This is a genomic window from Alteromonas sp. Cnat3-28, assembly GCF_022348265.1.
Lineage (GTDB): Bacteria > Pseudomonadota > Gammaproteobacteria > Enterobacterales > Alteromonadaceae > Alteromonas > Alteromonas macleodii.
The window spans coordinates 58212-80257 of the sequence record NZ_JAKREY010000010.1 but is presented as its reverse complement, the minus strand read 5'-3'; the positions used below and the strand labels follow the sequence as shown (position 1 = coordinate 80257).

Here is a 22046-nt window from a genome sequence, read left to right as displayed (position 1 = left end):
TGCGTTGCTGTATGCGCTGACGCTTTACGCCAAACCCAACATTGGATTTAGTTTGCTTTGTGCTTCCAAAGCCATCATATCGTCACAGCCACCAACGTGCTGATCGTCAATGAAAATTTGCGGAACAGTCCAGCCGCCGTTTGCGCGTTCAATCATCTCGTCGCGCAGTTCAGGCTTAACATCTATTGGGTATTCAATAAATTCTACACCTTTTTGCGTTAGCAATGCTTTTGCACGGTGGCAGTAAGGGCAGTGGCCCTTGGTGTAAAGTTCTACTTTGCTCATAAAGGTTACCTGTTATTTAGAAACGGGAAGGCTGGCACTTTGCCACGCGTTCATTCCGCCTTTTAATACACTCACATTCGCGAAGCCATCTTTAAGCATCGCATTTGCTGTACCACGAGCCTGATTACCCATAGCGCATACTACGATAATGGGTTTGTCTTTACTGTTTTCAAGTTTCTTGAAGTTTTTCTCACGCAACTCTTCAGGTTTAATTTGTCTGGCACCCAAAATATGGCCAGCTTTAAACTCTTTCGCAGGGCGTGTATCTAGCACTATCGCATCGTCTTTATTCATCAAAACCGTTGCTTCGTGCGTGCTTAATTCTTTTACTGAAGATGTCCATGCACTGATATAGCTAAATATCAACATGGCAATCAGCGCAATCCAAATACCAGCAAGAATAAAGTTGTTGCTAGCAAATTCAATTAGTTGATCCATTACCTCTAACCCTGTCTACAGACCATGAAAAGAGTGCAAAGTATATAGAAAAATGGGCGAGAAACCAGCTTACCTTTCAGTATGATTGATGTCAGTCATAGCGGGTTTGCGCCAAATACTTTAGATGATTGATATTACGAACAAATTGCACTGGGCATATGGAGGAGCGTCAGATACACTGGAAAACGTTGTTAACAGCAACGATGAAACACATTAAGTCATCAATGAAAAAGTTAAGGTTCTAGGCGCACGTATGTCAGTACGATTATTTCTTTCAATCATTGGATGCATAGTTGCCCTTGCAATTATGCCGATTGGAAGTAGTGCTATTGCACAAGAAGGCGGTGCGAATAGTCAAAAAGAAAAATTAGCTGAGTTACAGGCCGAACTGCGCGCTCGACAGCAAGTATTAGAGAACAATAGAGCCAGTGCACAGGAATTAGAAAATGTGCTGAAGGCCTCTGAACTCGAAATCGCCAAAGTGGCGAAAGCACTATCCAGCACCCGACAGTCACTTAAAAATATTGAGCAAGAACAAGCGAAGCTCGAAGAAGAACAAGAAGGGCTTAAAACGGCTATCCGTAAACAGCAGTCACTTTTATCGAGCCAGCTTAAAAGTGCATTTATGGCGGGGCATTACGACTACGCGAAAATGCTGTTTTACCAAGATGACGCGCGAACCTTCGAGCGTGTCATCACTTATTATCAATACATGGCAAAAGCGCGCCAAAAAGAGATTGAGAGCTTTAGGGGCAATGTTACTAGGCTTGGAGAAGTTAACGCAGAGCTTAGCGAAAAAGCCTTGTCACTTGCCGCTTTGAAAGATGAGCAAGAAGGTCAGCGAGCAGTACTTATAACCCGCCAGGATGATAGAAAAGCAACGCTCAAGAAAATAAACAAAACCATAGCCTCTGAAAACCAGCGTATTGCGTCGCTACAAGCTGATGAAAAAGCGCTGAAAGACGCTATTGAAGCGGCGCGGATTGCCGCAGAACGAGCTGCCCGTGAAGCCGAAGTGAGTATGGATGGACTTGCCAAATTAAAAGGTAAGCTGGCAGCGCCTGTAAAAGGCAGAATACGAAACTTATTTGGTAGTCGCCGCCAAGGTCAAGTGTCTTGGAAAGGCATTGTGATAGATGGTGCTGAAGGCGACCCTGTAAACAGCATTGCACCTGGAAAAGTGTTGTACGCCGATTGGCTGCGCGGATTTGGTCTGGTCGCTATTGTCGATCATGGCGAAGGGTATATGAGTGTTTACGGTCACAACCAAGCGTTACTCAAGCAAGCTGGCGATGATGTAAGGCAAGGTGAACGCATAGCCCTTGTGGGCAGAAGTGGTGGTCAGGAATATCCTAACCTTTACTTTGAAATTCGTCATAAAGGCAAGGCGCTAAATCCAAGCTCTTGGCTAGACTAGGCAGGTTAATTTTAGATTTTCAGAAACTAAGTTGAAACTGAATCAGTTGTTGGTATTCTAGAAAAAACACAGCATTGTGTAGTGTGCGCTTAATAATAATGATGAAAAACGGATGTGACTTAGATGCTTTTGCGTCTGCTAATGCCTTGTATAATCTTTGTTTTATGCGGGCTAACTAGCCTTCAAGTAAAAGCAAAGTCAGACATAATTATAATATTAGATGACCTGGGATACAGGCCGTCCGATGTCGCTGCTTTTTCTCTCCCTAAAGAAATTACCTTTTCTATACTTCCGCAAACGCCGCTGGCTTCTGAAATTGCGCTCCGCGCTGAGCAAGAAGGCAGGGCCGTTATGCTGCATATGCCTATGCAGGCGCAAAGTGGAAAGGACATGGGGCCCCTTGGGTTAACCACTGACATGTTCGCAGGTGCCATTACTTACAATTTGCGAAAGGCAATGAAGAGCGTGCCGAACGCGGTTGGTGTGAATAATCATATGGGAAGTGCGTTCACGGGTCAGCAAAAAGGAATGGAAGCACTCTTAAAAGAGGTGAAGCGGCAAGGCTTATTTTTTGTGGATAGCCGAACCTCGGTACTCACAAAAGGTGAAGAAATTGCGCAGCGGTTAGGTGTGCCTAGCGCAAGCAGACAGGTGTTTCTGGACCATAAGCTTGAGCCTGCATTCTTACTTAAGCAGTTCAACCACATGAAACGTATTGCTAAAAAGAATGGTCACGTTGTGGTGATTGGTCATCCCCACCCAGAAACCGTCGATTTCTTGAAAACTCATTTACCCTCACTTGAAAAAGAAGGTTTAACCCTTACCTCAGTAACCGACTATTTTTCACATGCGCCGAAAGTGGCCAAGCAGTTTGGTAAAGAGCGCGATCAAACGGCTTCGCTCAATAACGCCGATGTGAAGGATAGCAAGGTAAGCATGACCGAAGAAAATGCCTTACACAGCAGTGGGCTAATGCACAGCTCCGCAGAAAAAGGCGTTGCTGAGCGCTTAGGTACAGCGCCAAACGAATAGCTTTTTTTCCCCATTTTATACGTAGTTAGTTCATTTTCATCTCGTTAAGATCAAAATTTAATGTGGATACGTTTCTCATTTCTGTGAGTCTGTTATAATATAACGTCTCTGGCGAATAGTTCGCGAACTCATTTTTTCACGGTGGTAATTAGGGTAATGACTCCAATTGACGAGAATCCAACAAAACTAGACAAACTTGGCATCTGGGTGTCGAGCTTGTGTGCGTTGCATTGCCTCGCGCTACCTGTTTTGGTGCCTCTGCTGCCGCTGATCGGTTCTAGCTTTTTTGCACAAGTGTGGTTTGAGAGAACAATATTAACCTTTTCGTTAATTGTAGGTGCAGTCGCCTTGGTTAGCGGTGCGATTCGCTATCATGGCAAATACTACCCGCTGGCACTGCTGTTTACGGGTGGAGCCATTTATTGGCACAAAGATATTTTTGGGCATCACTACGAACCCTTTACCATCGCGATAGGTGCAGCACTAATTGTAGCCGGCCACTGGGTGAATATGAGATTGTGTAGACAATGTAAGTGCTGCAAGAATACGGTGTTTTCAGACCACCTTTCAACTGAATTTAAGTAGTCGACCAAGCTGCATTTCAAGAAAAGCATTCCAAAAAAAACGAGCCAATGGCTCGTTTTTTTATAGTGTGAGTATGTATCAGATACGCGTTCTACAGACTTTTCGCATTGAAAAAGTAGGGGTTAATGCGACAACACACTAAGCGCTACATCGGGCACGTTAGTGAATATGCCCGTCACTCCCCACTCTTTAAGCATAAGCATGTCTCTCGGCTCATCTACGGTATAAACGAATACGTCAAATCCGTCTTGCTGCGCCGTTTGCACAAACTGCTTATCAACGGCGTCTAATGCAATGTTTACGGAATAAGCGTTCAGAGCCCGGGCGCTCGCCGTACAGTCAAGCTCGTAGCTTGCAGATAAGGCGCCGATCTTCACTTCGGGCCACTTAAGCGCAATAGCTTGAAGCCAGTGATGGTTAAAAGAAGAGATAAGTAGCTTATCAGCATTAATACCGCTTTGCTGTACCGCCGCTTTAACGTTCTTTACCCAGCTGTCTACGTCGTGCAGGTGCTTTATCTCAATATTGCACCACTTATCTTTTGGCACACAATTCAGCGTTTCGGTCAGGGTCGGTATGCGCTCTCCATCACCTATGTTCATTTCTCTAAGGGATTGCCACGGTACGTCAAGTAAATAGCCGGGTTCCCGTGCTCTGCGAGAAAGGGTTCTATCGTGAAATACAATGATACCGCTGTCGTGCTGATAGGTATCAAACTCAATGCCATCGGCACGTTGTTCGAAAGCCAGTTTAAATGCCTTTACTGTATTTTCTGGGGCTGCTTTACTGGCACCTCGGTGGGCTAAAATTAGCATCGACATTTCATCCTTAAAGATCACAACACGGCTTAATCATCTTTTGCATTATGCAACTTATGCGTGTTGAGTGTTTCATAAACTGATGCTGACGTAATAAGAATTCCACCTAACAACGCACTTAAACCAGGTTTTTCGTTAAGCAGAATAATAGCAAGGAAAACGCCATAAAGAGGCTGCATGCAGGCTATGAGCGAAAACGTTTTTGCCCTAAGGTGACGTAGGCTCGCAGCAATAAGTGCATGAGGAAGCGCAGTAAATACGGTACCTAAAAGCAATAGCATTAGCCAAGAACTAGTAGACGCTGAGGTTATTGCTGCACTGCCTACCGGCAACATTAGAATGCTGATAACCAAGGTCTGCCACGCCATGGCTTGCGCACCGCTGTAGTGCTTAAAGTGCTTACGATGAATAAGGTTTCTAAACGAATACAATATGGCAGAAGCAATACCGATAAGAACGCCAAGGGTAATGTCATTTTCCAGTGATGTCTCTGGCACTATTAAATAAACGCCAACGACCACCGTAACGGTAGATACGATATCCTGCCAGACCAGCCTTACCCGCTCAAAGAAAGGCTCGATAAGTACCGTGATTACAGGAAAGGTAAAAAGGGCAATCATGCCAACAGACACCCCAGCATATTGCATGGCGGCAAAATAGGTGACCCAGTGCAGTGCCATAAGCACGCCTAAACCGAGGGCAACGCCGTAGTCTTTTTTTGAATTCAGCTTTATTTTGTTCTTCGCCAATTTCAAAAAGGCAAACAACGCTATGCAGGCAAATACTGAACGAACAAGAGTGATATCACTGGCGCTAAGTGGTACAAGCCGAGAGAAAAGGGCTGTACCACCAAGTAAAATTACCGTGAAATGAAGTGAGATCAGGCTTTTTTTAACAGCATCCATAAATTAGCTGTCAGCGCCCTCTGACGAAGCCTCGCTCTTTTCGTCACTGGCTGATTCATCGCTAACGTGCGTATCTTTAGCCGTAGCCTGTGCGGTTGATTTAAGCGCCATAGGCTCACCAAGGCGTGTAACCATACCAGGGGCGAGGTCTTCAAAATCAATCATGTCTTTTTCGAAACACACCACAATGGTCGAACCTAGCTTAAAGCGGCCTAGCTCGGCACCTTTTTCAAGGAAAACTGCTGCTTCACTGTCTTTTTCATATGACCAGTGCTGAACATTTTTACCCGCAGGTGGCGTAACCGTGCCAGCCCAAACTGTCTCAATACTTGCCACTATGGTAGCGCCCACAAGCACCATCGCCATTTTGCCTACAGGCGTGTCGAACAGCGCGACAACGCGTTCATTTCGTGCAAACAGACCTGGAATATTTTGTGCTGTAAGAGGATTTACCGAAAAAAGTTCGCCCGGCACATACAGCATATCAGTAAGTGTGCCCTCAACAGGCATGTGAATTCTGTGATAATCACGAGGGGCAAGGTAAATGGTAGCAAACTTACCATTTTTAAATGGCGCAGCTACGTCAGGCTTGCCACCTAATAATGTAGTTAGGCTAAAGTCATGGCCTTTCGCCTGAAAAATGCTGTCGCTATGAATATCCCCAAACTGACTTACCGTACCGTCAACAGCATGGATAAGTACGTCATCGTTTTCATCAATGGTGCGCGCTTCAGGTTTAAGCGGGCGTGTGAAGAACTTATTAAAGCTTCTATAATGCTCTGGTTCCTCATGCAGCGCTTCTGACATATCAACATTGTATTGTTTAATAAACGCCTTGATGAAAAATGTCGTAACACTACCCATTTCTGCTTCTGCAAGTTTGCCTACAAGGCGTGAAAGCAGGTGCTTTGGTGTAACGTATTGTAAATTAACTTTAAGCCAATCTAACACAAAATATCTCCGTTTCTTTTATGCAAGCAATAACGCATTGCATAGATAGCGTTATTGTATCGTAAGTCGTGGTATTAAGAGCAACTTTAGGGTTATGAGTGCTTACACAAAAGCATAAGCACGTGGTTCACACCAAAAGAATAAATCGCCGACTAAGAGACAGCTATTACACGTAAGCAGTGCGTGTACTTCTTCGGTCGCTCCAACGAGTTTAGCGCTCCAGTGAGGTTGAAACCTAGTGGCAGTTGTTATGCCCCGGGAGGCTGGCTGTGACTAGGGCGCTGCTCTTCCATGGTGGTTAATATTCTATGGTAGCTGTCGAAGCGTTCTGCGCTAATTTTTCCTTCTTCTACAGCTTCTCTTAGTAAGCACCCCGGATCATTTAAGTGCTTGCAGTCTCTGAATTTGCAGCCGCCCAAATAATCTCTGAACTCAATAAAGCCCCATGTGATACGTTCGGTAGGAATGTGCCACAAGCCAAATTCACGTACTCCTGGAGAGTCAATTAAATCACCGCCGGCTGGCAAGTGAAGCAATTTGGCCGCCGTCGTTGTATGTTGACCTAGCCCCGAGTTATCTGAAATATCGCCGGTTAATTCATCGGCGTCTGGCAGAACTTGGTTTATAAGGCTCGATTTACCTACGCCGGACTGCCCTACGAAAACGCTGATGTTATCGTTAAGGTATTCATTGAGTTTGCTAATGCCTTCACCGGTTTTGCAACTGGTGAAAAGCACTTCGTAGCCTAAGTTTTCGTACGTCTTAAGCTGCTCTGTAACGGTTGTGCGTTCCTCTTCACTGAGCAATTCTACTTTATTAAGGACAATCAGCGGCGTGATGCCTATGTCTTCACAGGCAACGAGATAACGGTCGATAATATTCAGTGAAAGGGTAGGTAATATGGCGCTAACCACTATAATACGGTCGATATTCGCGGCAATGGGTTTAATACCGTCGTAATAATCTGGGCGAGTCAGGACGGAGTGCCTGTCTTTTACAATTTCAATAACCCCACTTACACCTGACTCAGCGTCACCCCCTTTACTGAAAAACACCTTGTCACCACACACTACAGAGTCTACCGTGCGGCGAATGTGGCAGCGAGATACTGCGCCGTTTGTGTCTTCAACGTCGGCGTGTTTACCAAAGCGACCAATTACCGTACCGCTTTCTAGCGTGCTTTCATCAAGGTTCGCCGCGCCCTTTGATGCGTGCTTTTCACGCAAGCGCTTGCTTCTATTTGCTGCAACTTGTCGTTTCTGTCGTTGTGTAAGTTTTGGTTTTTTCGCCACGATTCTTTTCTAGTTTCACGTATACTATGTCAATAATACCGTTTGTAGGGCATGGTTGCCATGTCTGTAGCGCAAAGAGGAAAGTAATGAGTAAACACGACAGTAACCTTGTTTGGATAGACATGGAAATGACAGGGTTAGATCCTGAAACCTGTGTAGTAATGGAAATTGCGACCATTGTTACCGATGCACAACTAAACATATTGGCTGAAGGCCCCGTAATAGCGGTACATCAAAGTGATGACGTGCTAAACAATATGGACGAGTGGTGTACACGAGTTCATGGAGAAAGTGGGCTAACCGCGCGCTGCCGAGAAAGTAAGATAAGCGTAGAAGAAGCATCGGCGCAGACCATTGCCTTTTTAGAGCAATGGGTAGATGCAGGCAAGTCACCTCTGTGTGGAAACACCATTGGGCAAGACAGACGCTTCATGGTTAAGTACATGCCCGAACTTGAAGCTTACTTCCACTACAGAAATATTGACGTAAGTACAATAAAAGAGCTGACGCGCCGCTGGAAGCCTGAAATTTTAGATGGTTTCGAAAAGAAAGGCGTACACCTGGCGTTAGATGATATTCGCGAGTCTATTGAAGAAATGCGTTATTATCGTGAGAAAGTGTTTACGATTTAAGCATTCAAACATTGAGGTGCAAAAAAAGTAGAATTAAAGGTTGCGTTACCCCAAAATTTTTGTAAAATGCGCACCACTTCAAACGAAGTACCTCTTTTGTTGCGGGAATAGCTCAGTTGGTAGAGCACGACCTTGCCAAGGTCGGGGTCGCGAGTTCGAATCTCGTTTCCCGCTCCAAATTTTAAAAGCTGATAGTAAACTTTACTTTCAGTGGGCGTGAAAAGCGCGACCCCTAGTGGGCCCGCGACCGAGTGTCGGCCAGTTGGCAAATCTCGTTTCCCGCTCCAAATTTTAATCTAGGTCTCTAGATTGCCCATAAGATGCACAGCATCGACTCTATGCGGGAATAGCTCAGTTGGTAGAGCACGACCTTGCCAAGGTCGGGGTCGCGAGTTCGAATCTCGTTTCCCGCTCCAAATTTTTATACTCCTACTTTTATAACAGCCAGTGATGTTGAATCTATGCGCCCCCTTTATGGGCCCGCGACCGAGTGTCGGCCATTGCTTCACAACGAGAACAAATCTGTTTCCCGCTTCAAACTCACTTGCACCGAACGGTGTTCCTCTAAGCTTTCCTTTCCCACAAAACCCTGCACTGATTCTGGGTATAAATTCGATTTTTCACGCACCAAAGTCGTGCGACTTTAATATAGTTATGTGCCTATTTCTATAAGGCTATGATATTTCAGTTAAAAGTAATTATTTTATGAGCTCTCATAAAGTGCGGCCGCCCCAATGCGCAACGTGTTGTGGGATTATTTGCACTTTAAATGAATAAATACCCTGTTTTGCTCTGGCTTTTGACGTTTTTTATATTAGAATGCGCGCAAATACCGGCACGTATTCTGCTGAGTCTTGGGTTCTAGGCCCTTTTGACTGAGTAGCAATGAATAATAATAAGAACGCTACAAAGAACGAGCCGGTACACATTTTTACCCAATTCACGCTAAAACGCTTAATTAGAAGGACTCTGTTTTTTCCTATGGAATGGGCTAGTGGTTTTTAGCAATGTCCATTTTAAGAGAGAGAACATGCATAGTAAGAGTGCTCCTTTCCATATTTCCGCTGTAGCAGGCGCCGTGTTAGCCGCTTGCTCAATCCCAAGCGTATATGCCCAAACGGTTACAGTAGACGAAAAACAAATTGAAAAAGTAGAAGTAACCGCAACGCGCAGAAGCGGTACCCTACAAGAAGTGCCTATTAATATCTCAGCGCTAACCTCTGACGTTTTAGACCAACAGAATATTGAAGATCTTGACGGCGTAGCGCGTTGGGTACCTGGTCTTACGGTGACAGATCAAGGTGGACGAAACGACTCTCCAATTATCGTACGTGGTCTAAATACTAATTCATCAGGCCCTGGTTCAAATGGCGGCACGGTAGCCACCTACTTTGGTGATATCCCTCTTTTCCTGAATATGCGTCTTGTAGACGTAGATCGCGTTGAAGTTCTTATTGGTCCGCAGGGTACGCTTTACGGAGCAGGAACCTTGGGCGGTGCTATTCGTTATCTTCCTAAGAAAGTCGATTTAGAGTTTATGTCTGGGGAAGTAACGGGTGATGTGTTCAGCATTAGCGAGAGCGATTCACTAGGTGGAGAAAGCAGTATTGTCTTCAACGCACCTATTATTGATGGTGAATTAGCCGTACGCGCGTCATTGAACTATTTCAATAACCCAGGCTTCCTTGACTACAACTATGTGGTAAAAGAGGGCGGTGTGTCACTGCCAGACCCAGACTGGTCTAATGAAGAAGAGGTGAATAGCAACCTACGTCGTGTTGAAGATGCTAACGGTGAAGATACGCTAACAGGCCGTATTGCAGTACGCTGGGCGCCGAACGACTGGTTTGACAGCACATTGACTTACTTTTACCAAAAGCAGGACGTTGAAGGTCGCTCTATCACACATTACGACGCGCTTTCGGACGAAAATCCTTTAAGCGATGTTATCGGCAAGTACGAATCAGCCTATCGCTACGAAGAGCCGCGTGAAAAAGAAGACGAGCTATTAAGCTTAGAAGTAAGTGCTGACCTGGGCTTTGCAGAATTAGTATCTGCAACCGGTCTATCTAACTTTGACGCGAACGGCCAACGTGACCAAACTGATCTTTTAATTCGTTTAGACTACAGCTATGAAGAATTTCCAGCATTCTCGGCGTACACGGAAGAAGTGGAAGAACGGGAAGTTTTTACGCAAGAACTGCGCTTAGTTTCTCAAACCAGTGGGCCTCTATCATGGATCATTGGCGGCTTTTATTACGACTTAGACAGTGAAGGCAGCAGTAAAGAATTTACACCTAACTTCGATGCTTACGCCATTGACGTGTGGGGTGTAGACGGTAACTATCGTCCAGATGCACTTGAATACTTCTCAGTTGACGAAAGCGAGGTTACTGAAAAAGCGTTATTCGGAGAACTTACTTACGAACTAACAAGCGACTGGGACGTTACATTAGGTTTACGTGCATACCAATATGATGTGCATTCACGTTCGGCTGTCGACTTACCGCTTTACAACTCAGTATTTGAAAGCAGAGCGTCTGACTCTATCGTACTAGATTATGGTGAGACAGAAGCTGACGATAGCGGCACATTATTCAAATTCAACACTAGCTATCAGTTTACGAACAGCACAATGGGTTATTTGACCATCAGTGAAGGCTTCAGAATTGGTGGGGCGAACAGCGTTGGTGCTTGCCCAGATAATGTCGATGATCTGAATAACCAAATTGTTTGTGCTACTCCTGAAGAACAACTCTTTGAGGCGGATACCACAACTAACTATGAGCTAGGCGTTAAAACCAGTTTCTTCAGAAACAAACTTCAGCTGAATACGGCGCTATTCTACGTTGACTGGCAAGACCCTCAGGTGTCGGGTGCCACAATCAATGGTCAGCAGCCGATTATCGTTAATGCTGAAGGTGCGGAGTCGAAGGGAGCGGAATTCTCGGTTCGCGGCATTATTGGCGACAATATCACGACTTATGCAACATACGCCTACACACAAGCTGAGTTAACTGCAGACGCACCATTCTTATTTGGTGTGTTTGATGAGCAACGCACAGAGCTTCAAGACTTTTACGATGGTAAAGATGGTGACCGTTTACCGGGAACTGCAGAGCATCAGTTCTCATTCGGTATCACATACAGCCAAGAAGTATTTGACGATAAAATGTTGAATGTGAACTACGGTATCACTGCGCAAAGCGATGTGTATACCACGGTTGGCCTTCGTCAAGATGGTGAGGCGCTGCCTGGCTACGCAGTAAGTAATTTGAACGCGACAATTTCAGATGAAGATTGGTCGGTAACCCTCTACATCGACAACTTATTCGATAAGTATGCGTTTACTTCAACTCGTCGTAACGTAGGCGATATTGGTTTAGGTCAGTTTAACGAAACCCTAGAGCCAAATGGCATCGAGTTACAGCGAAACTATGGCCATTATGTGCTAACACCGCGTACTGTGGGATTGATGTTTAAGTATCAATTCGGCATGTAGTATAGTTATCGCTATAAGATACAATAAAAAGGCGCTTACGCTTAACGTGTAAGCGCCTTTTTCGTATTAAAACGGTTTTGAAAAAAGATAAAAATGAATACAAGTAACACTCGCTTAGACGACGCCGTAAGGTTTTTATCACAACGTGATTATCAGCAAGCACACCGCTGTTGTGTAGAAGTGATTCAACAATTCGGGCCGCATGCTCACGCCTATTTTTTACTTGGCATTATTCATGTTGAAATCGGACAGATAGAAAAGGCGATTGCCTTGTTAACTAAGTCTAACGAAATAGAAAACCGTTCAATTACCTTTGCCTATCTGGCCAAATGCTTTGCGTTAAAAGGCGACATGCAGCAAGCGCTAGAGTGTGTGGCTCGTTCGCCAGTAAAGAGCCTTACCCGTGCTCTCGACTTAGATACGGTTGGCGTTTCATTATCGAGAGTAGGCCTACATGAGGATGCTATCGCCTATTTTGAAAAGGCCCTTGCTTTGGCGCCATCAAATCCGCAATACCACTACAACTATGCAGTCAGCTGCAAGTTTGCGGGAAAATTTGAGCTAGCCAGAAAGCATTTTGAACAAGCCATCGATAACGAGCCTAATTTCTTTCAGGCGCATTTTGCCCTGTCTGATCTCGGCGGCATTTCGCGTGAAAATAATCATTTAGCGCGACTTGAGCCCTTAGTGGAAAAAGTAAAGGCAAACCCCGATGCACGTCTTCATATAGGGCATGCACTCGCGAAAGAGTACGAAGCACTAGGTGATTACACTCGTGCTTTTGAATCCCTGCAGCACGCGAAAGCGCCCCAGAAGGCACGTAGCGAAAATGCGCTCAAAGATTATCAGGCAATATTCAATACTCTTCATGCTAATTTGCAATCACAGGTAAGCTTGAACTCTTTTTCCACTAATGTTTCTCACAGCGACGCCCCAATATTTGTGGTGGGTATGCCGCGCAGCGGCACAACACTGGTTGAGCGTATTTTAAGTCATCATTCGTTAGTTGCCTCTGGAGGAGAGCTACAAGACTTTGGCGTTGCCGTTAAGCAGGTAACCCGAACTAGCAGCCAACTGGTGCTTGATACGCCTACCATTGAAAGTGCGTATAAAAGTGACTTAGCCAAAGTTGGAGAGCTTTATCTTCAGCGTACGGCTTTCTTGCGACAAGAGGCAAAGCACTTAGTCGACAAACTGCCATTTAACTTTTTTTATATCGACCTAATTCGACAGGCACTGCCTAATGCAAAGATTGTTTGTTTGCTGCGTAACCCCATGGATACCTGCGTAGGCAACTTCAGACAATTGTTTTCTATTCACAGCCCTTACTACGCTTACGCTTACGACCTTGAGGTGATTGGACAGCTTTATCAAAGCTTCGAACAATGGGTGAGAAAATTTGCTGACACTTATCCCAATGCTATTCGACTGCAATCATACGAGCAACTTGCTCAGAATCCGCAAGCTGAAGTCAAAGATCTATTAGCATTCTGTAACTTGCCTTGGGAAGCGCACTGTCTACAAGTTGAAAACAATACGCTCCCTGTTTCGACCGCCAGTAAAGTGCAGGTTCGAGAGCCAATTAATACAAAGTCTATTGGACGCTGGAAACGATATGAACCGCAATTGGATGTACTTAAGGCAGTGATTTCGCAATAAAGGCACTGCATACGTATTCATTTGTTCTTACATACGTATGCATATTTAACAAATTTGAAACACCTGATTTGCTTAGTGTTCACAAAATAAACAGGAACACACCCATGAAAATCTCTTCTACTGCTGCCGCTTTGGCACTTTCGTCTACGTTGTCAATAAGTACCAGTGCCATTGCTTCTCCCACTACTTTTGTACATTTATTTGAATGGAAATGGGAAGATATCGCTACTGAATGTGAAACATTTCTAGGACCTGAGGGTTATGCCGCGGTACAAGTGTCTCCGCCTAACGAGCACATTACGGTGTCTCAATGGTGGGCACGTTATCAACCGGTAAGTTATGAGCTTACCAGTCGCGGAGGTAACAGAGCTCAGTTTGCTGATATGGTGCAACGGTGCAAAGCGTCCGGTGTTGATGTTTACGTTGATGCGGTAATAAACCACATGGCAGCTGGAAGTGGAACGGGAACGGCGGGTAACACATTCGGAGCTAAACAATATCCTATTTACTCGCCGAACGACTTTCACCCGACATGTGCCATCAGTAACTATAACAATCGTTACGAAGTGCAGCACTGCGAGTTAGTGGGTTTAGCTGATTTAGATACTGACAGCACTTATGTACAGGACACCATCGTAAATTACTTAAACGACTTAATTAGTTTAGGTGTTGCAGGCTTTCGGTTTGATGCAAGTAAACACATGCCAAGTGGAGATATCAATAGCATTGTCGCGCGTTTGAATAACACACCACTGGTTTTTCAAGAAGTCATTGACCAAGGCGGTGAAGCAATTAGTGCCAACGAATACTTTGGAAATGGTTTGGTTACTGAGTTCAAGTATAGCGTTGAAATAGGCAACACTTTCCGTAATGGCAAGCTAGCATGGCTGAGCAACTTTGGGGAAGGTTGGGGCTTTATGCCTAGCTCGAAAGCTGTGGTTTTTATAGACAATCACGATAATCAGCGCGGCCACGGTGGTGGCGGTAACGTTATTACGTTTGAAGATGGCAGGCTGTACGATTTAGCCAACGTATTTATGCTTGCTTATCCCTATGGTTATCCAAAGGTAATGTCGAGCTACGACTTTGGCGGTGATACTGAAAGGGGGGGTCCAAACGTCCCCGTTCATAACAATGGCACATTGGAGTGCTTTGGCAATAACTGGAAGTGTGAACATCGTTGGTCATACATAGCTGGTGCCATGGCGTTTAGAAACGCTACTGCATCAAATTTTTCGCTAACTAATTGGTGGTCGAATAACAACAACCAGATTGCCTTTGGCCGCGGAGATAAAGGATTTGTTGCCATTAATAAAGAAGACAGCGTGCTATACACGTCGCTCGCCTCAAGCATGCAACCCGGCACCTATTGTAATGTATTAAAAGGTAACCTCAGAGCTGATGGCAGCTCGTGCACTGGAGAAACCGTTACAGTAAATGCCGATGGTACGGTTAACGTTGACCTTGCACCATGGGATGCTCTTGCTATTCATCATGAAAACCGGGTTAATCCAACAGATAATACTGGTGCAGATTGGCAGCGCACCGTGATCTTTATTGAAGCAGAAACCCAAAGTGGACAAGATATGTTTGTTCGCGGTGGGATCGATCATGGCTATGCAGCATCAGTGTTCGGTACGACCTGCACAGATAGTAATTATTTATGTGCCATTCCTGTAAGGCACAACAACCTGCGCAATGCGACAACTTCGCCATGGAAGCAGGGCGATAACTTCCTTGATTGGTATGGTATTGAGTCTGCACAAAGTACTGAAGCAGAAGGAAGTGCAATGGATTGGACAACGAATAACTGGCCTGCGCAGTGGGGCGAGACAAAAGCCGTGGCGTCTGACGGTTTTGGACTTGAACCACTCAATGTTTGGGGACCACACCATTGGATGCTAGACGTTGAAATGGATTGTAGTAAAACAGTAAACGGCTGGTTTGAACTTAAAGCATTTATCAAAAACGGTCAGGGGTGGGAAGCTGACGTAAACCAGTCCAATACACCTTACTCATCAGGTAATCACTTTGCCCAATGTGGCAAGGTAAATCGTTTCGTTTTTGGTGATAGCGCCTATACAATGCAGAATTTTTAGTTGGTCATTTTTCTAAAAATTGGCATGTAATTAACGCTTACTTACTTGCACTGCAGAAAAACATAGTTAAGCAGCACTGTGTGCTGCTTTTTGCGTTTACCGCTATTCGAAAGTTGCAACCCATTCACACAACGATTATGTTTATAGGCATGTAACTGGTCAAACCAGATTGGCGACACACGTAATCTACGTTGTGTAAAGGCGAACTTTTGTAAGGCTTAATTGAAGCTAGCGTGGACACTATGTCAAAGAACTATATATTAAATACCTATAATAAATTTATGAAGCTGCCCTTTGGCAAGAAGCTATTTAGCTGGTACTCAGCGCGCAGGGCACCTTATTTCTCTACCGTTTCACCACTTATCTCAGACATTAAACCAAACTACTGTGAAGTACTTATTAGTAAACGTAAAGCGGTAGAAAATCACATTGGAACGGTTCACGTTATTGCTATTTGCAATGGTCTGGAAATGGCCATGGGGTTCATGTGTGAAGCATCCATACCTAAAAACCTTAGGTGGATCCCAAAAGGTATGGAAGTAAAGTATCCGGCGAAAGCAGACTCAGATATTCGTTGTGTAGCAGAAGTGCCAGCTGACGCATGGAAGCCAGGTGATTTACCTATTTCTGTTAAGGCGTATAACGCTGAAGGCACCGTGGTCGTCGACGGAACTATTACGGTTTGGGTAAGTGAAAAACGCTGATATCCCACTTATATTAAAAGGCCGCGCTCGCGGCCTTTTTTATGCTCTTTTAAAACATTCAATATTAAGTTTTTACTACAGCTACTTTTCTGTTTGACAGAAAATAAAAATCCGACTAAGAATAACCTTGAAAGCGATTAAGGCGCTATATCAGTAGTCTATTTCATTCAACAGTTGGTGTTGCAATTTTGTCTGTGTTTACAACGCAGGTATTAGCGGTGGAAGAGGTTAAGATGTCTGTAATCACAAAAGAGCAAGTCGCAAGAAAACCCTTTATAGATAAGAAAAATTACCCGTACGGCTTTGCCCGTTCAGGTGATTTTTCAATTAATGAAAGTAAGCTGCTTCAGGCTCATGGTAGTTTGTTCGCTGCACTAGTGGACGGGAAAATTACGCCAGAGAATGATGAAGAACAAGCCTATTTGGAATCGGCTCTTGGTCATCGTGACCCTGCAACACCGCAAGAGAAAGCGTGGTTGAAATACCAAGCCAGAATAAACCGTCCAAAAACAGCAAGTATTTATGGCTCTAAGCGTGCTGCTGAACAAGATGTTGACGATGACGACGATATGAGCGATAACAGTGATCTTGATATCGACCTCGATGATTAAGCTTATGCCTTTATGCATCTAAAACGTGTAAAGGCGCCTCTCTTAAAGCAACTATGTTTATTGTTTGCGCTGTTAAAATCGTGTAAATAAATATCCTATTTTCTGTCAAAATTACACTTAAGTCGAAATATTTATCCTAATTATTGCGAATATTGGGATATATATCTCACTTTTACGCAATTTGGTGTTTTATCTTCCTATTACCTTAGATATAGTCGGGGCATCGTCAACGTACGCTGACAAACCCCCCAACCCATTACAGGAGAAAGCACTGTGAAAATGATGTCGGGCGCAGCCATGGTGGTTGAAGCGCTAAAAGATGTAGGAGTGACACACGTGTTCGGTTACCCAGGTGGTGCCGTATTAGACATTTATGATGCGTTATTTGCGCAAGATGATGTCAAACACGTCCTCGTACGTCATGAACAGGCAGCCGCCCACATGGCGGATGGTTATGCACGTTCAACTGGCAAAACCGGCACAGTGCTCGTCACATCAGGTCCAGGCGCTACGAATACTATTACAGGTATTGCTACTGCATATATGGACTCTATTCCGATGGTTATTTTATCGGGACAGGTGCCGTCGAAGCATATTGGTGAAGACGCATTCCAAGAAACTGACATGGTGGGGTGCTCACGCCCTATCGTTAAGCACAGCTTTTTGGTAAAGCGCGCGGTTGATATCCCAGAAGCGATTGCTAAAGCTTATTATATTGCCAACACAGGTCGTCCTGGCCCGGTGGTAGTAGATTTGCCAAAAGATATTGTGAACGTAGCAGAAGAACACCCGTACGTGTTCCCAACTGACGTGACCATGCGTTCTTACAACCCAACTGAAAAAGGCCATCCTAAACAGGTCAAAAAGGCAGTTGAGTCGCTACTTAAAGCAGAACGTCCCGTACTGTATGTAGGCGGTGGAGCTGTAGCTTGCGATGCGTCTGCAAAGGTTATTGAGTTAGCCGAGAAGCTTAATGCACCGGTAACTTGTACGCTAATGGGCCTTGGTGCTATGCCGGGTACACACAAGCAATTTATCGGCATGCTAGGTATGCACGGTACGCTTGAAGCGAACAAGACCATGCATAATGCCGACTGCATCATTGCACTAGGCGCACGTTTTGATGACCGTGTTACCAACAACGTTGATAAGTTCTGCCCACATGCGGATATTATTCACGTTGATATTGACCCAGCATCGATTTCTAAAACCGTAAATGCGCATATTCCTGTGGTAGGTTCGGTAGATAAAGTACTTGATCAAATCTTAAGTCAGGTAAATAAGAAAGACTTATCAGGTCAAAGCGAAAAGCTGGCCGATTGGTGGCAACAAATTGAAACCTGGCGCGCTCGTCAGTGCTTAAACTACGCACAGGGCGAAGAGGTAATTAAGCCTCAGCGCGTTATCGAAGCCTTGTACAAACACACAGACGGTAAAGCTTACGTAAGTTCTGACGTAGGTCAGCACCAAATGTTTGCCGCGCTTTATTACCCTTATGATAAACCGCGTCAGTGGATCAACTCAGGTGGTCTTGGCACCATGGGCTTTGGTTTACCGGCTGCAATGGGTGTGCAGTTTGCGCACCCAGGTTCAACCTCTGTGGTAGTAACGGGTGACGGCAGTATTCAAATGAATATTCAAGAGCTATCTACTTGTTTGCAGTACAACCTGCCTATCAAGATTATCTCATTAAATAACCGTGCCCTAGGTATGGTTCGTCAGTGGCAGGATATGATTTATAAAGGACGTCACTCACACTCTTACATGGATTCAATGCCTGACTTTGTGAAGTTGGCAGAAGCTTACGGACATGTGGGCATTAAAGTAGACAAGCTTGACGAGCTAGACGCAGCAATGGAGAAATGTTTCAGTTACACAGATCGCTTAGTGTTTATGGACATAGCAGTAGACCAAAACGAACACGTATATCCAATGCAAATTAAGTTTGGCGCAATGGATGACATGCGCTTAAGCAAGACGGAGCGAACCTGATGAAACGTATTATCTCTGTATTAATGGAAAACGCCCCTGGCGCACTATCTCGTATCGTTGGTGTATTCTCACAACGTGGTTACAACGTCGATTCACTGTGTGTGGCACCAACCGACGACGCGAGCCTTTCGCGTCTAACGATTATCACGCACGGCGACGACAAAGTCATAGAGCAAATTACTAAGCAAGTGAATAAGCTTATTGATGTGCTAAAAGTGGTAGACCTTACTGAAGGTACGCACATTGAACGCGAACTTATGCTGATTAAAGTCGCGACTCGCACAGAGTCGGTACGTGCTGAAGTGAAGCGGAATTCTGATATCTTCCGTGCGCGTATTGTGGATGTGAACGTAAACAACTACACCATTGAAATTACGGGCACCACAGATAAGCTAGATGCATTTGCCGCGACTATGGGGCAGTGTGCTGAAATTATCGAATCATCGCGCACCGGTGTGTGTGGGCTTGCTCGAGGTGATAGGGCACTTCGTCCCTAAATTTTTTCCCGCAAAGCGTTTTTTCGAAAGGCTGTCAGTAGACAGCCTTTTTTCATTCTAGGGAATTACCCTAAGTATCGCGCCCATAATAGGCTTCTACGCGCAGGGCTACGCCGTATGAGGTTTTAAAATCCTCTTCACGTAGCCATAAAACGAAAGGCTCTACCTCAAAGAATAGCCAATCGCGCAGCATGTTGTTACGCCACCTAAACCCGCCATAGACTTCTTCTACGCGAAAGTTGGGTTGGCTAAGTCCTTCCACCATAAAGTGAGGAATAACGGCGTTATGTTGATCTACCGAAAACAAATGGTGGACCTCGTGACGCCATAGCCAGTCGTTGGTATCGTCGCGGTAGTAGTAGCGATTATTTTGTCGAATCAGGTGCTTTTTATTGATTTCATATTGAAAAGCGACGCCCACCTCCGCACCCAAACGGTCACGGGTGTAATAGTAAAGTTCGGCGTCGTATAGCATGGCCCATTGTTTAGAAAAGGCAAAAGCATCTCTGTATCGGGTCATCGCATATAGTTGGTCGCGGCGACCAGCACCAATTCTAAATGAGTAGTGAGAGTCTTGCTCAGGACGAAAGCGAAGCGCGATGGTCGTTCGATCGCGGTTGTTATTGCCGGTATCCCTCGCGGCTCGTATTGTGTTGTTCTGTGTCTCGTCTTCGTTATCACTTAATAGTAAATCAACGCGTTCTTTTAAAGCCGGTAGGCGAACTCTTACCCTGAAGCGCAAATCCGTATCCGAGAGCATGCCACTCCTTGGCTCCCATGCAAGTTGAACACGGCCTTCGGCTCTGGCTTCCTTCTGTCCTGAAGCACCTATTTCATCTGAACTTTCAAACAAACCATCAAGCTGTTTTACGGTGAAGTCCATGGTGTCGGTGAAGCTACGCTGCCAAATATCAAACCATTGCTCATTAGGTATTGAAGGAGGCAAGGAGCGTGTACTTTCTTTTGTCGAGTTAGCGCGGTTAGAAAGCGTATTTTCTGGCCGAGCAATATCCCGATAGGTTATACCTACACTGGTCGCATTTACGGGGGAGTTCAACGTGTCAGCAGCTGAGTCAGGTGCAACAGGTAAAGCGAGCAATAAATGGCAATAGACCACGGTAAGGCATAGCATTGCTCACTAACTCCTTGTAAAAATTAGCATAGTTGAATGTTTCGACCATTCGCATTGGGGATATACAGAGCATGGATTGTCCCAACCAAAACGTCAATCTTTATTCATTGAAGTAAATATTCAGGTGAAAGCATCAGCAGGCAATGGCATACTGTGCCAATCGATGTAAGGGAGATTATTTTTATGGGTGGTATTAGTGTTTGGCAGTTGCTGATCATACTGGTTATTGTGGTGCTTTTATTTGGTACGAAGCGTCTTAAAGGTATAGGTACTGATTTAGGCGGCGCAATCAAAGGCTTCAAAAAAGCTGTCACCGAAGAAGACAAAGACGCAGACTTTGAACAAAAGAAGCGAGTTGAAGAAAAGTCAGCAGCAGAGCCTGTTTCAACTAAGACGCAGAGCGACGTTAAAGAAAAATCCTAATGTTCGATATCGGCTTTTGGGAGCTATTGGTTATCGGTGTACTGGCGTTGCTTATTTTAGGGCCAGAAAGATTACCGGGAGCCATGCGCTCAACTATAAATACAATTCGTAGCGTGCGTAATGTAGCAACGGGCTTTAAGCAAGAAGTTGAGCATCAGTTGCGCGTGCACGAGTTGCATGAAAATTTGAAAAAAGCAGAGCAGCAAGGGCTTAAAGATCTTTCACCTGAACTTGAACAAAGCGTCGATGAGCTAAAAAAAGCTGCAGAGTCGGTTCAAGAACCTTATAAAAAGCAATAGATGTCTGACGCTAATAACCTTATTTCTCATTTAATTGAATTGCGTAGCCGTATTCTCAAAGCCCTTTTGAGCGTACTTATCGTCTTCATTTGTCTTGCGGCGTTTGCGCAAGACCTTTATAAGCTATTGGCGATGCCATTGCTTGAAGCCTTACCTGAAAATGCGAGCATGATTGCAACCGACGTTGCATCACCTTTCTTTGCTCCGTTTAAACTTACACTGGTGTTATCGTTTTTTATTGCTATTCCCTACGTGCTCTATCAAGTATGGGGGTTTGTGGCTCCGGGTTTGTACAGAAATGAAAAGCGCCTGGTAGCGCCTTTACTACTTTCCAGTACGCTGCTGTTTTACGCAGGAATGGCGTTTGCCTACTTTGTGGTATTTCCAATAGCGTTCGCGTTTTTTACAAGCGTAGCACCTGAAGGTGTAACGGTAAGTACAGATATATCCAGTTATTTGAACTTCGTCTTGAAACTGTTCTTTGCATTTGGGGTCTCATTCGAGATACCGATAGCCATTATCTTAATGTGCTGGACTGGGGTAACGGATGCTAAGTCTTTACGAGCCAAGCGCCCGTACGTGGTTGTTGGTGCATTCGTGGTTGGCATGTTGCTAACACCGCCAGATGTTATCTCTCAAACATTATTAGCTATTCCAATGTGGTTGCTGTTTGAAGTAGGGGTTATTGTTGGAGGATTTTACGCGGGTAAAACACCAAAAGACGATACATCTACTGAAACAACAGACAACACATAGATGTTAAAAAAAGAAAG

Annotated in this window: 21 protein-coding genes and 2 tRNA genes; 16 read left to right on the top strand and 7 right to left on the bottom strand. The window is 44.8% G+C overall.

Annotated features, from left to right (window positions below; translation table 11 throughout):
• Positions 1–24: 24 nt before the first annotated feature.
• Positions 25–285: a glutaredoxin 3 gene (grxC, locus tag MHM87_RS11900; RefSeq protein ID WP_014948069.1), complete on the bottom strand. Its 261-nt coding sequence runs from the start codon at positions 283–285 to the stop codon at positions 25–27.
• 12 nt (positions 286–297) lie between these two features.
• On the bottom strand, positions 298–723 hold the full coding sequence (locus MHM87_RS11895) for a rhodanese-like domain-containing protein (RefSeq protein WP_239259233.1): 426 nt from the start codon (positions 721–723) through the stop codon (positions 298–300).
• Positions 724–976: 253 nt separating this feature from the next.
• Between MHM87_RS11895 and MHM87_RS11890 the strand changes: the two genes are divergently transcribed.
• The 3 genes from MHM87_RS11890 to MHM87_RS11880 all read left to right on the top strand — a co-directional run bounded on the left by MHM87_RS11890 (position 977) and on the right by MHM87_RS11880 (position 3757).
• Positions 977–2140, top strand: coding sequence for a peptidoglycan DD-metalloendopeptidase family protein (locus MHM87_RS11890; RefSeq protein WP_239259231.1), 1164 nt, complete (start codon positions 977–979; stop codon positions 2138–2140).
• Positions 2141–2263: 123 nt separating this feature from the next.
• Positions 2264–3172, top strand: coding sequence for a divergent polysaccharide deacetylase family protein (locus MHM87_RS11885; protein WP_239259229.1), 909 nt, complete (start codon positions 2264–2266; stop codon positions 3170–3172).
• 156 nt (positions 3173–3328) lie between these two features.
• Positions 3329–3757 (top strand): MerC domain-containing protein, encoded by a 429-nt coding sequence (locus tag MHM87_RS11880; protein ID WP_014948073.1) that lies wholly within the window; start codon positions 3329–3331, stop codon positions 3755–3757.
• Between the two features lie 122 nt (positions 3758–3879).
• On the opposite strand, the gene MHM87_RS11875 is transcribed toward MHM87_RS11880, so the two are convergent.
• The 4 genes from MHM87_RS11875 to rsgA all read right to left on the bottom strand — a co-directional run bounded on the left by MHM87_RS11875 (position 3880) and on the right by rsgA (position 7723).
• Entirely contained in the window at positions 3880–4572 is a 693-nt protein-coding gene (locus MHM87_RS11875; RefSeq protein WP_239259227.1) for a glycerophosphodiester phosphodiesterase, read from the bottom strand.
• Positions 4573–4604: 32 nt separating this feature from the next.
• Positions 4605–5480 (bottom strand): DMT family transporter, encoded by an 876-nt coding sequence (locus MHM87_RS11870; protein WP_014948075.1) that lies wholly within the window; start codon positions 5478–5480, stop codon positions 4605–4607.
• Positions 5481–5483: 3 nt separating this feature from the next.
• Positions 5484–6431 carry an archaetidylserine decarboxylase gene (asd, locus tag MHM87_RS11865; protein WP_014948076.1) on the bottom strand — a complete coding sequence of 316 codons (948 nt, stop codon included), beginning with the start codon at positions 6429–6431 and terminating at the stop codon, positions 5484–5486.
• A 248-nt stretch (positions 6432–6679) separates the two neighbouring features.
• The gene (rsgA, locus tag MHM87_RS11860; RefSeq protein WP_239259224.1) at positions 6680–7723 is read right to left on the bottom strand and encodes a small ribosomal subunit biogenesis GTPase RsgA; all 1044 of its coding nucleotides are present in this window, start codon (positions 7721–7723) and stop codon (positions 6680–6682) included.
• A gap of 86 nt (positions 7724–7809) precedes the next feature.
• On the opposite strand from rsgA, the gene orn reads away from it, so the two are divergent.
• The 10 genes from orn (at position 7810) to ilvN (ending at position 19419) form a co-directional block, all read left to right on the top strand.
• On the top strand, positions 7810–8355 hold the full coding sequence (gene orn, locus MHM87_RS11855) for an oligoribonuclease (RefSeq protein ID WP_014948078.1): 546 nt from the start codon (positions 7810–7812) through the stop codon (positions 8353–8355).
• 101 nt (positions 8356–8456) lie between these two features.
• Positions 8457–8532: transfer RNA gene (locus MHM87_RS11850), tRNA-Gly, on the top strand.
• Between the two features lie 163 nt (positions 8533–8695).
• A tRNA-Gly gene (locus MHM87_RS11845) sits at positions 8696–8771 on the top strand.
• 614 nt (positions 8772–9385) lie between these two features.
• Positions 9386–11857, top strand: coding sequence for a TonB-dependent receptor (locus tag MHM87_RS11840; RefSeq protein WP_239259222.1), 2472 nt, complete (start codon positions 9386–9388; stop codon positions 11855–11857).
• Positions 11858–11950: 93 nt separating this feature from the next.
• Positions 11951–13516: a sulfotransferase family protein gene (locus MHM87_RS11835; RefSeq protein WP_239259220.1), complete on the top strand. Its 1566-nt coding sequence runs from the start codon at positions 11951–11953 to the stop codon at positions 13514–13516.
• 104 nt (positions 13517–13620) lie between these two features.
• Complete coding sequence (locus tag MHM87_RS11830; protein WP_239259218.1) at positions 13621–15615, top strand: alpha-amylase family protein; 1995 nt, start codon at positions 13621–13623, stop codon at positions 15613–15615.
• Between the two features lie 242 nt (positions 15616–15857).
• Positions 15858–16319 carry a hotdog fold domain-containing protein gene (locus tag MHM87_RS11825; protein ID WP_187446944.1) on the top strand — a complete coding sequence of 154 codons (462 nt, stop codon included), beginning with the start codon at positions 15858–15860 and terminating at the stop codon, positions 16317–16319.
• A 233-nt stretch (positions 16320–16552) separates the two neighbouring features.
• Positions 16553–16930: a DUF413 domain-containing protein gene (locus MHM87_RS11820; RefSeq protein ID WP_039225146.1), complete on the top strand. Its 378-nt coding sequence runs from the start codon at positions 16553–16555 to the stop codon at positions 16928–16930.
• A gap of 273 nt (positions 16931–17203) precedes the next feature.
• Complete coding sequence (locus MHM87_RS11815; protein WP_014975512.1) at positions 17204–18922, top strand: acetolactate synthase 3 large subunit; 1719 nt, start codon at positions 17204–17206, stop codon at positions 18920–18922.
• On the top strand, positions 18922–19419 hold the full coding sequence (gene ilvN / locus MHM87_RS11810) for an acetolactate synthase small subunit (RefSeq protein WP_118490430.1): 498 nt from the start codon (positions 18922–18924) through the stop codon (positions 19417–19419). The genes MHM87_RS11815 and ilvN overlap by 1 nt, the downstream gene beginning before the upstream one ends.
• A gap of 70 nt (positions 19420–19489) precedes the next feature.
• Here ilvN and MHM87_RS11805 read toward each other — a convergent pair whose 3' ends face one another.
• On the bottom strand, positions 19490–20551 hold the full coding sequence (locus tag MHM87_RS11805) for a hypothetical protein (RefSeq protein ID WP_239259216.1): 1062 nt from the start codon (positions 20549–20551) through the stop codon (positions 19490–19492).
• 183 nt (positions 20552–20734) lie between these two features.
• On the opposite strand from MHM87_RS11805, the gene tatA reads away from it, so the two are divergent.
• The 3 genes from tatA to tatC are packed head-to-tail and all read left to right on the top strand — an operon-like array spanning position 20735 to position 22029.
• On the top strand, positions 20735–20974 hold the full coding sequence (gene tatA / locus MHM87_RS11800; protein ID WP_239259214.1) for a Sec-independent protein translocase subunit TatA: 240 nt from the start codon (positions 20735–20737) through the stop codon (positions 20972–20974).
• Positions 20974–21273: a Sec-independent protein translocase protein TatB gene (gene tatB, locus MHM87_RS11795; protein ID WP_014948087.1), complete on the top strand. Its 300-nt coding sequence runs from the start codon at positions 20974–20976 to the stop codon at positions 21271–21273. The genes tatA and tatB overlap by 1 nt, the downstream gene beginning before the upstream one ends.
• Positions 21274–22029 (top strand): twin-arginine translocase subunit TatC, encoded by a 756-nt coding sequence (gene tatC, locus MHM87_RS11790; RefSeq protein WP_014948088.1) that lies wholly within the window; start codon positions 21274–21276, stop codon positions 22027–22029.
• Positions 22030–22046: the final 17 nt, after the last annotated feature.